At 58.3% G+C, this 6,305-nt stretch carries 7 protein-coding genes and 1 tRNA gene; 1 reads left to right on the plus strand and 7 read right to left on the minus strand.

All coding sequences use genetic code 11. The annotated features are described in order from the left end of the window. Positions 1–49 precede the first annotated feature (49 nt). Positions 50–760: an SDR family NAD(P)-dependent oxidoreductase gene (locus tag ACIOZM_RS23920; protein ID WP_401218085.1), complete on the plus strand. Its 711-nt coding sequence runs from the start codon at positions 50–52 to the stop codon at positions 758–760. A gap of 58 nt (positions 761–818) precedes the next feature. Here the strand turns inward: ACIOZM_RS23920 and ACIOZM_RS23925 are convergent, their stop codons facing one another. The 7 genes from ACIOZM_RS23925 to ACIOZM_RS23955 all read right to left on the minus strand — a co-directional run. Then, positions 819–1,094 (minus strand): DUF3077 domain-containing protein, encoded by a 276-nt coding sequence (locus ACIOZM_RS23925; protein WP_401218087.1) that lies wholly within the window; start codon positions 1,092–1,094, stop codon positions 819–821. Between the two features lie 551 nt (positions 1,095–1,645). Then, positions 1,646–1,721, minus strand: a tRNA-Thr gene (locus ACIOZM_RS23930). Between the two features lie 442 nt (positions 1,722–2,163). Next, positions 2,164–3,399 (minus strand): methyltransferase, encoded by a 1,236-nt coding sequence (locus tag ACIOZM_RS23935; RefSeq protein WP_401218090.1) that lies wholly within the window; start codon positions 3,397–3,399, stop codon positions 2,164–2,166. Beyond that, on the minus strand, positions 3,380–4,069 hold the full coding sequence (locus ACIOZM_RS23940) for an ABC transporter permease (protein ID WP_401218093.1): 690 nt from the start codon (positions 4,067–4,069) through the stop codon (positions 3,380–3,382). Before ACIOZM_RS23940 ends, ACIOZM_RS23935 begins: the two co-directional genes overlap by 20 nt. Next, positions 4,066–4,761, minus strand: a complete 696-nt coding sequence (locus ACIOZM_RS23945) for an ABC transporter permease (RefSeq protein ID WP_401218096.1) — start codon at positions 4,759–4,761, stop codon at positions 4,066–4,068. Before ACIOZM_RS23945 ends, ACIOZM_RS23940 begins: the two co-directional genes overlap by 4 nt. Positions 4,762–4,839: 78 nt before the next feature. Beyond that, entirely contained in the window at positions 4,840–5,589 is a 750-nt protein-coding gene (locus ACIOZM_RS23950) for an ABC transporter substrate-binding protein (RefSeq protein ID WP_401218098.1), read from the minus strand. Positions 5,590–5,602: 13 nt separating this feature from the next. Further along, the coding region (locus ACIOZM_RS23955; RefSeq protein ID WP_401218101.1) for an ABC transporter ATP-binding protein at positions 5,603–6,305 on the minus strand (703 nt) is incomplete at its 5' end.

A 6,305-nucleotide genomic window follows, 5' to 3' on the forward strand; every position in this document is an offset into this window, starting at 1 on the left:
CTGGCCTGCGCGCATTCAAAACTCTGGTTTATTGATTGAGGAACCCATCATGAGCAACTTCAAGAAAACCGTCGTCATCACCGGCGCCTCCCAAGGTCTGGGCGACGGCATGGTCAAAGCCTTCCGCGAACTGGGCTACAACATCGTCGCCACATCGCGTTCGATCAAACCATCGAGCGATCCGCAGATTCTGACCATTGCCGGTGACATCGGCGATCCAGCGACAGCCCAGCGCATAATCAGCGAAGGCGTTGCCCGCTTCGGCCGTATCGACACACTGATCAACAACGCCGGCATCTTCGTCGCCAAGCCCTTCACCGTCTACACCCCGGAAGACTACGCAACGGTACTGTCAGTCAACCTCAACGGCTTCTTCTACATCACCCAACTGGCCATCGCCGAGATGGAAAAACAGGGCCAGGGCCACGTGGTCAACATCACCACCAGCCTGACCGACCACGCCATCGACGGCGTGCCATCGGTGCTCGCCTCCCTGACCAAGGGCGGCCTGAATGCCGCTACCAAATCCCTGGCCATCGAATACGCCAAACGCGGGATTCGGGTGAATGCAGTATCGCCGGGCATCATCAAAACCCCGATGCATGGCGAAGAAACCCACGCAGCATTGGGCGCGCTGCACCCGGTCGGGCATATGGGCGAGATTGAGGACATTGCGCAGGCAGTGGTGTATCTGGATAACGCGGCGTTTGTGACGGGCGAGATTCTGCATGTGGATGGTGGGCAGAGCGCGGGGCACTGATCGTTGCTGTTTTACAAAGCCCTCGCAGCGATGCGAGGGCTTTTCTGTGGGCTACGGTTTAGATCTTTGGACTTGGCGTACCCAGCACTTTTACCGCGTCATCGATCAACGCCTTGCTTAACTCCTGCAAGTATTGCGAGGCACAGGCGTGGAGGTCGGGATCGCGCGCAACGTCAGTATCCGACGTCAGCAGTTTTGAGATGTGCAGCAGATGCGAGGCATGGGAAAGGGCGGTAGTCACCGGAACGCCGGCGCTTGTGCGAAACAGTGCGTGGTTGGATTGGTACGAGAAATGGGTAAGGCCGGGGGTTTTCAGATCCTGGAGATCGGTCATGGGATTCACCTGCCGTTTGCTGGACGGTGGGAAGGTATGACCGGGCAGATCTTTGACGGATTGATGCTATTCATTTGTGAAACTCCCTGTATCAAATGAGAGCCGCCACTTCGTTATCAGACGATTGGGTGGCAGCTATGCGCAGGCTGATAAACCGGAGATACAGGAACCCGGCAGACCCGAAGGTCTCCCACGCACAGCCGCCATTACACGGAAATGCGAGCACGAAAAAAGCGCCGGCAAACGTGGGTTGGGGCGCTGGTGCGCCTGCATCTTACTCGGGTTATCAGGCCCGGTCGCCGAATTGGCAGCGACGGGTTAGACGGTAGCTTGGGGAGGGGGCGAGCGCAATCGTGGCCAGGTAGTGGCGGGGGAGTTTTAATGAAAATTATGGCTGGGCAATAATTATTGCTCAGCCATAATTTCAAAGTGCCTGCTGAGAATTGCGCAATAGGCAGTGCACTTGGGCCCATTGAGGTTCAGCGTGGACAAAATGTGGACACTCCAGAAACAACAAAGCCCCTGCATTTCCGCAAGGGCTTCGTTTTGTATGGTGCCGGCACCAGGAATCGAACCCGGGACCTACTGATTACAAGTCAGTTGCTCTACCATCTGAGCTATACCGGCGTTGTGGGCGACGATTATAGCGATTGGGTTGGTTCTGTAAACCCCTGAATTCAGACTATTTTTACGAAGGTCTGAATCAGGCTTGTTTTGCCCTGTGCGATTCTTAAATTCGACGAGTTCGGTGCAGTAGCGAGCGCTGCTGAATCGCTTTCTTGGCGATGTAACCAACCCGGTGGCAGGGTTCCGATTACCCCTCTGCAAACCCCAAAAACTCCCCGGTTATGCCCTTTTGCTCGAAACCTTATGCACAACGGATTACCTGCACTCCATCATCCCGCCCGATTTTGTGGAGCCGTTCTCATTTTGTTCGCAAATCGCTGTTTTGCAGGTTTTTTATTTATATGAACAAAAAATGAACAGCGCTGTTGCGATGGTGAAACAGCCGTAGATATTGGATCCGCGACAATTCCATCAACAGAGTTATCCACAGGGTGGATAGGTTTTAAGCCCGCTCAGCCAGCAACAGAAAATTACGCGGAGTCAGTGCGCTGTCGCAGAAGGTCCCGAGGCGTACGACATAGCCCTTTTCGCTGAGGAAAAGTGCTCGATCCAGATTCAGCCAAAGCTCCAACGGTCGTCGGAACAATCCGCGCAGCAGTTCCAGATTGCGCACTTCGGCCAACCGCTGCCAGCCGGAGGCTTCCAGTGCCGGCCAATCCTGCGTACCGACTGTGGATAACTCTTTGAGTGCGGCCAGATCCTGGCAGTAATCGGCAAACGGTTTGTCCAGCCAGGCACTGGGCAGCGAAGGGGTGGGCAGGTATTCGTCGATGCCGCGTACTTGCCGTTGCAGCAGGTCGAAAGCCAGGCGCCGGGCCATTGAGGTGTCGCGTTGGCGTCGGACGCGTGCACCGGCGGTGACGGTTTCGCTCATCGGCAGGGCAAGATCTTCGAGCGAAAGCTGTAGGACCGAGCGCAAACCGACCGAGGACAGTGCCTGATATTCGCTGCGACTGATGCGGTTGTAGCAGCACGGAGCAATTGCCATTTGTTGGCATCCGGCAGCGCTGGCCAGTTGCATCAGCCGTACATGCAGGTCGCCGCAGGCGTGCAGGGCGACGGGTGTATGTCCGACGTTCAATACTGATGCTGCGTTTGGCGCGAGGACATCTTGCTCGACGTGCAGGGCGTGCAGCTGATGGCGCTGGCTCAATGCCTGACCGCTCGCCACCAATGCCGGGTCGTATTCGATGCAGGTCAGTTGTTGGCCAATACCGAGCAAGCGACGCCCCAAATGGCCCTTACCGGAGCACCAGTCCAGCCAATGGGTCGGTTGCTCGACGAATGTCAGGCGACTGGCAAACGCTTCGATCTGCTGCCACTTGCGTCCCGGAACATCGACGTTCAATCGGTGGCCCGCCGCCTTCAGCGCATGCGCCTGCAGTTCACCGACTGCACTCAACGTAGCCGACAACGCCGCCAATGAGGCAAAAGGCTCCGGCGCATCGAGCAAGTCGGCGGGGTGGTTATGGGCGTTTTCCGCGTCTTCCAGCGAACGGGCGCGTAGCCATGCGGCCAACTGCGGGTAGGAGGTTTCCCAAGGGAGTTGCAGATGAGTGAACGGTCGAGGTTTCCACAACGCCTGATGCGTTGTAAGAAATGCATCCAGTGCGGTGAAGCGGGCGAGTAGCTCCTCGCCCGTCAGCACGTGGGAAGTTTCAGCGCCCTTGGCAGGCATCGACGCGCAACCAGCGCTCCAGCAGCTTGAAGCCGCGCACCAGCACGTAGGACATCAACAGATAGAACACGCCAGCAGCGAAGAAAATTTCTACCGGCAGGTAGGTACGGGCGATGATCGTGCGGGCCATGCCGGTCAGTTCCAGCAGGGTCACCGTACTGGCCAACGCGCTGGCCTTGAGCATCAGGATCACTTCGTTGCTGTAGGCTGGCAGGCCGATGCGCGCGGCACGCGGCAGGATGATGTAGAACATCGCCTTCGGCTTGGACATGCCCAGCGCTCGCGCTGCTTCGATTTCGCCCGGTGGAATTGCCTGGATCGCGCCGCGCAGAATCTCGGCGATATACGCGGCGGTGTGCAGGGTCATGGTCGCGGTGGCGCACCAGAACGGATCGCGCAGGTACGGCCACATTGCGCTCGCGCGGACGGCGTCAAACTGCGCGAGGCCGTAGTAGACCAGGAACAGTTGCACCAGCAGCGGCGTGCCGCGGAAAAAGAAGATGTAGGCGTAGGGCAAAGCGCGCACGTACCACAGCTTCGAAGAGCGGGCGATGCCCAGCGGAATCGCCAGCAGCAAGCCGACGACCACCGCAATGGCCACCAACTCCAGGGTCAGCTGTGCGCCCTGCGCCAGTTTCGGCAGCCATTTGATGATGACTTCCCAGTTCATGAGTCGCTCCTCGCGAAGCCGCGGGCGGCGCGTTTTTCCAGGAAGTGCATGCCGGTCATCGCCAGGACCGTCAGGCCCAGGTACATCAGCGCGGCGACCATATAGAAGGTGAACGGTTGTTTCGACACGGTCACGCCGATCTGCGCGTGACGCATGATTTCTTCAAGGCCGATGACCGAGACCAGTGCGGTGTCTTTCATCAGGATCATGAACAGGTTGCCCAGGCCGGGCAGGGCGATACGCCACATCTGCGGCATGATCAGCCGGGTGAAGATCCGCCATTTCGACATACCCAAAGCCACGCCGGCTTCACGGTGACCTTTGGGAATGGCGAGGATCGCGCCGCGGAACACTTCCGTGGCGTAGGCGCCGAAGCACAGGCCCAGCGCAATCACGCCGGCGGCGAAGGCATTGAGCTCAAGGTCGGGGTTGCCGAAAAACTCACCAAGTGCGCGCATCAGGTTGACCGTACCGAAGTAGATCAACAGCACCCAGAGCAATTCCGGGACGCCACGCACCAGGGTCGAATAAGTACCGCCAAGCCACTGCAACGGCTTGTACGGGGAAGTCTTGGCCAAGGCGCCGAGCAGACCGAGCACCAGTCCCAGGCACAGGGCCGTAAGCGCCAGTTTGACGGTCATCAGCGCGCCGGCAGCGAGGGCCGGGCCGAATCCGTAGAGGTCGATAATCATGGATTTCTTTTCAAATCGCGGCAGGCAAGGCCGGGAGCCGGCGCCGTCGGATCACGGCGCCGGTCCCGCAGGTCAGGATCAGTAGATGCTGAACGGGAAGTACTTGTCGTTGATCTTCTTGTAGGTACCGTCGGCGACGATTTCCTTCAGAGCAGCGTTCAACTTCTCACGCAGTGGATCGCCTTTGCGCACAGCGATGCCGACCTTGTCGCTTTCAACGACAGGATCGCCTTTGAATTCGTAGTTTTTACCGGCGTCGCTTTTCAGCCAGTCATAGTTGGCGTACTTGTCGGCGAGGATTGCGTCGACACGACCGGATGTCAGGTCGAGATAGGCGTTCTCTTGGTTGTCGTAGAGTTTTACATCGACGCCCGGCAAGTTGTCTTCCAGCCAGGTACCGGCCAAGGTGGCACGCTGTGTACCGATGATCTTGCCCTTGAGCGAGTCCTTGTCGGTTTTGAATTCGACATCTTTTTTCGAAGCAATGAACTGCAGCTTGTTCGAGTAGTACGGGTCGGTGAAGTCGACCGCGCCCTTGCGCTCCTCGGTGATCGACAGCGAGGAAATCAGGAAATCGAACTTCTTCGCGTTCAGGGCCGGAATGATGCCGTCCCAGTCGGAAGTGACGACGGTGCATTCGACTTTCATCTTCGCGCACAGGGCGTCGCCGATGTCTTTGTCGAAGCCGACAACCTGGCCGCTGGCGTCTTTATTGTTGAACGGCGGGTAAGCCGCTTCGATGCCCATCTTCAAGGTTTCGGCCATGGCACCGGCGCTGAACGCGAGGGTGACGGTGGCGGCCAGGAAGACCTTTTTAAAATTCTGCATGCATGTTGCTCCGTTAGCGGTTGCTGGACATGAATTGTTTGCAGCGCGCCGAAAGCGGGTTTTCAAACACCTGCTGAGGCGATCCTTGCTCTTCCACCAGCCCCTGATGGAGGAACACCACTTCGCTGGAGACCTGACGGGCAAAGCCCATTTCGTGGGTCACTAACAGCATGGTGCGGCCTTCTTCGGCCAATGCGCGGATGACACTAAGTACTTCCTGAACCATTTCCGGGTCAAGCGCGGAGGTGGGTTCGTCGAACAGAATCACCTTGGGTTGCATCGCCAGCGTGCGGGCGATGGCGGCGCGTTGTTGCTGACCACCGGACAATTGCGCCGGGTAGGCGTGGCGTTTGTCGGCGATGCCGACCTTGGCCAGCAACGCTTCGGCGACTTCGATCGCTTCGGCCTTGCTCTGGCCGAGCACGCGGCGCGGGGCTTCAATGATGTTGTCGAGCACGCTCATGTGCGGCCACAGATTAAAGTTTTGAATCACAAAACCAATCTCGGAGCGCAGGCGGTTGATCTGCTTGCCGTCGGCGGCGACCAGTTCGCCGTTCTTCGCGGCCTTGAGCTTGAGTTCTTCCCCGGCGACCAGGATCTGGCCCTGATGCGGGTTTTCCAACAGGTTGATGCAACGCAGGAACGTGGACTTGCCGGAACCTGAGGAACCGAGGATCGAGTTATCATCGGGGTGGGGGGGGGTCTGCGTGTTGGGT

The organism is Pseudomonas sp. NPDC087346, from assembly GCF_044744235.1.
Taxonomy (GTDB): Bacteria; Pseudomonadota; Gammaproteobacteria; order Pseudomonadales; family Pseudomonadaceae; genus Aquipseudomonas.

Coding starts and splice junctions, on each gene's coding strand:
- ACIOZM_RS23920 (WP_401218085.1), top strand. CDS start 50: ATGAGCAACTTCAAGAAAACCGTCGTCATCACCGGCGCCTCCCAAGGT.
- ACIOZM_RS23925 (WP_401218087.1), bottom strand. CDS start 1,094: ATGACCGATCTCCAGGATCTGAAAACCCCCGGCCTTACCCATTTCTCG.
- ACIOZM_RS23935 (WP_401218090.1), bottom strand. CDS start 3,399: ATGCCTGCCAAGGGCGCTGAAACTTCCCACGTGCTGACGGGCGAGGAG.
- ACIOZM_RS23940 (WP_401218093.1), bottom strand. CDS start 4,069: ATGAACTGGGAAGTCATCATCAAATGGCTGCCGAAACTGGCGCAGGGC.
- ACIOZM_RS23945 (WP_401218096.1), bottom strand. CDS start 4,761: ATGATTATCGACCTCTACGGATTCGGCCCGGCCCTCGCTGCCGGCGCG.
- ACIOZM_RS23950 (WP_401218098.1), bottom strand. CDS start 5,589: ATGCAGAATTTTAAAAAGGTCTTCCTGGCCGCCACCGTCACCCTCGCG.